At 62.8% G+C, this 2,461-nt stretch carries 2 protein-coding genes and 1 pseudogene; 1 reads left to right on the top strand and 2 read right to left on the bottom strand.

Annotated elements, in window-relative coordinates:
• Positions 1 to 451, top strand: a 451-nt coding sequence (locus EN893_RS29100) for an MOFRL family protein (RefSeq protein WP_281062512.1), incomplete at its 5' end; no start/stop codon positions are given.
• 62 nt (positions 452 to 513) lie between these two features.
• Here EN893_RS29100 and EN893_RS29095 read toward each other — a convergent pair.
• Positions 514 to 1,971 (bottom strand): UdgX family uracil-DNA binding protein, encoded by a 1,458-nt coding sequence (locus EN893_RS29095; protein ID WP_127266495.1) that lies wholly within the window; start codon positions 1,969 to 1,971, stop codon positions 514 to 516.
• A 2-nt stretch (positions 1,972 to 1,973) separates the two neighbouring features.
• Positions 1,974 to 2,461 (bottom strand): annotated as a pseudogene (locus EN893_RS29090) (radical SAM protein); the annotation flags it as partial.

The raw sequence follows: 2,461 nt of genomic DNA, 5'->3' as shown, positions 1-2,461 counted from the left end.
GGCCGTTATCCTCTCCGATGCCATCGAGGGCGAAGCGCGCGAGGTGGGCGGCGTCCATGCCGCGATCGCGCGCGAAGTGGCGACGCGCAACCGACCATTTTCGAAGCCGGTGCTCATCTTATCGGGCGGCGAGACAACCGTGACCCTGCGGGCGAAAGGCAAGGGCGGCCGCAACTCGGAATTCCTGCTGGCTTTCGCCATAGGCATCAACGGCGTCGAAGGCATCCACGCATTGGCCGCCGACACCGATGGCATCGACGGTTCGGAAGACAATGCCGGCGCCTTCGCCGATGGCTCGACCGTGTCGCGCATGCGCTCGGCCGGTGTCGATGCCAAGGCCATGCTTGCCGGCAACAATGCCTGGACGGCCTTCAACGCGGTTGGCGATCTCTTCGTACCCGGCCCGACCGGCACGAATGTCAACGATCTCAGGGCGATTCTGATCAGGTAGCTGAAGCAATTCCAGGAAAAGTGTGAAGCGGTTTTCCGTCCGGAATTGCGAAAACAGACTGATCAGGCGGCCATCAGCCGCTTCACCAGCTTCATATCCTGCAGAAACCGTTCGCGTTCAGCCTCCTTGTCCGCGGACTCGCGGATGCGCAGAATGAAGGAGGGATGGATGGTGATGAACACGCGCAATCCGTCCTCGCGCTCGATCACTTGTCCGCGCATCTTTGTCACCGGGATCGCCTTGCCGAGCAGCGACATCGCCGCCGTCGCGCCGAGTGCCACGGCGAGGTTCGGCTTGATCAGCTCGAATTCCTGGTCGATCCACCAGCGGCAGGCCTGAATCTCACCGGAATTCGGCTTGGAGTGGATGCGGCGCTTGCCGCGCGGCTCGAACTTGAAGTGCTTGACCGCGTTGGTGACATAGACCTTTTGCCGATCGACACCGGCATCATCCAGGATCGCATCGAACACCTTGCCGGCCGGACCAACGAAAGGTTTGCCGGCGAGATCCTCCTGATCGCCTGGCTGTTCGCCGACGAAGATCACCTTGGCATTGTCGGGGCCTTCACCGAAGACGGTCTGCGTCGCGTCGCGCCACAGCGGGCAGCGGCGGCAGCCTTTCGCTACCTCACGCAACTCGGGAATCGTGTCTGCATCATCTTCCGGTGCTTCGGCGGGCTGCTTCGGCCAATGCCGTGCCTGCACCTTGGCGTGGTGCGGCGCGGGTGTTGTCGGCATCTTCGCAATCATGTCCTTGGCGGCCTTGTCCGCTCCTGCGATCATGTCTGGAATGAGCGAGGCCTCGGGAAGGTTCCGCCAATATTTCTTCGGCATCTCCTTCTGCATGGCTTTCACCTTCAGCCGTGCCGGGTTGAAGATGTTCTCGAAATAGATGCGCCACAGCGCCTCGGTATCGTCCTGATCAGGCGCATCGCCCTTGGCCGCGCCCGGCCCGATCGCCAGCCTTTCGCCATCCCAGTCGGCGGAGGCATAGGGCGTCAGGATCGTCCAGCGCATGCCGGTGAAACGCCTGACGAAGAAATCGGCGTTGCGCTCGACGATGAAATGATCCGGCTCGAACCAGGCGACATAGCGCTCATCGGCACCGTCGCCGATTTTCCGGAAGCGTACGAAGGCGTGCATCTTGTGGCTGTCGCGCCGCACCGCCTTTTCCATGGCCTCAAGCCGCCTGGTGTCGGGATCCGACGCGATTTCCAGCAGTTTAGGCTCATCGCGCAATCGCCAAAGCATGCGGTAGAGAAAGGCAAACCGGCCGGGATCGGAATGACAGAACGCCGTTTCGGCATGCCCGATGAAGTCGCGCGGCACGGCGAGTTGCGCGCCCGCAGGCACTTCAGGCAATTCTGCCTGATCGGAGCCCGGCGCGACATGCCAGCCGACGTCCTCGGGCCTGACCTCATTCAGGGCCAGCCGCCGTGCCGCGTCACGCCAGCCGGCAAAATCCGTCTCGCTGTCGAGCCGTACACTGTATCTGGCGAGATCAAGTTCAGCTGGCCGCATGATCAGAACAACGATAATTGTTCGCAGGAGGGGGCGATCCTGTCGCGCAGGCCGGCCTTGTCGGTCAGCGCACCAGGCGACCAGCCTTCGGCGATGATGAACGGCCTGAGCTTGGCGATCGACTGGCAGACCCGCCCGACATCCTCGAGCCGCATGCGCCGATGCCGGCGCGTCTCCAAAATCTTTGCCACCACCTTGGTGCCGAGACCCGGCACCCGCAGCAGAGCTTCGCGGTCGGCGCGGTTGATGTCGACCGGAAACTGCCCCCGGTTGCGCAGCGCCCAGGCGAGCTTCGGGTCGATGGCGAGATCGAGCATGCCGTCGCTGCTCCCGGCGAGGATTTCCGGCTGCGAAAACCCATAGAACCGCATCAGCCAGTCGGCCTGATAGAGCCGGTGTTCGCGCATCAGCGGTGGTTTCAGCAAGGGCAGCGACGATGACGAATCCGGAATCGGGCTGAAAGCCGAGTAATAGACGCGCCGCAGATGAT

The sequence above is a fragment of the Mesorhizobium sp. M7A.F.Ca.CA.004.04.2.1 genome, from assembly GCF_004022825.1.
Taxonomy (GTDB): Bacteria; Pseudomonadota; Alphaproteobacteria; order Rhizobiales; family Rhizobiaceae; genus Mesorhizobium.
The sequence above is the reverse complement of the archived record's forward strand: the minus strand, read 5'-3'. Positions and strand labels throughout refer to the sequence as shown.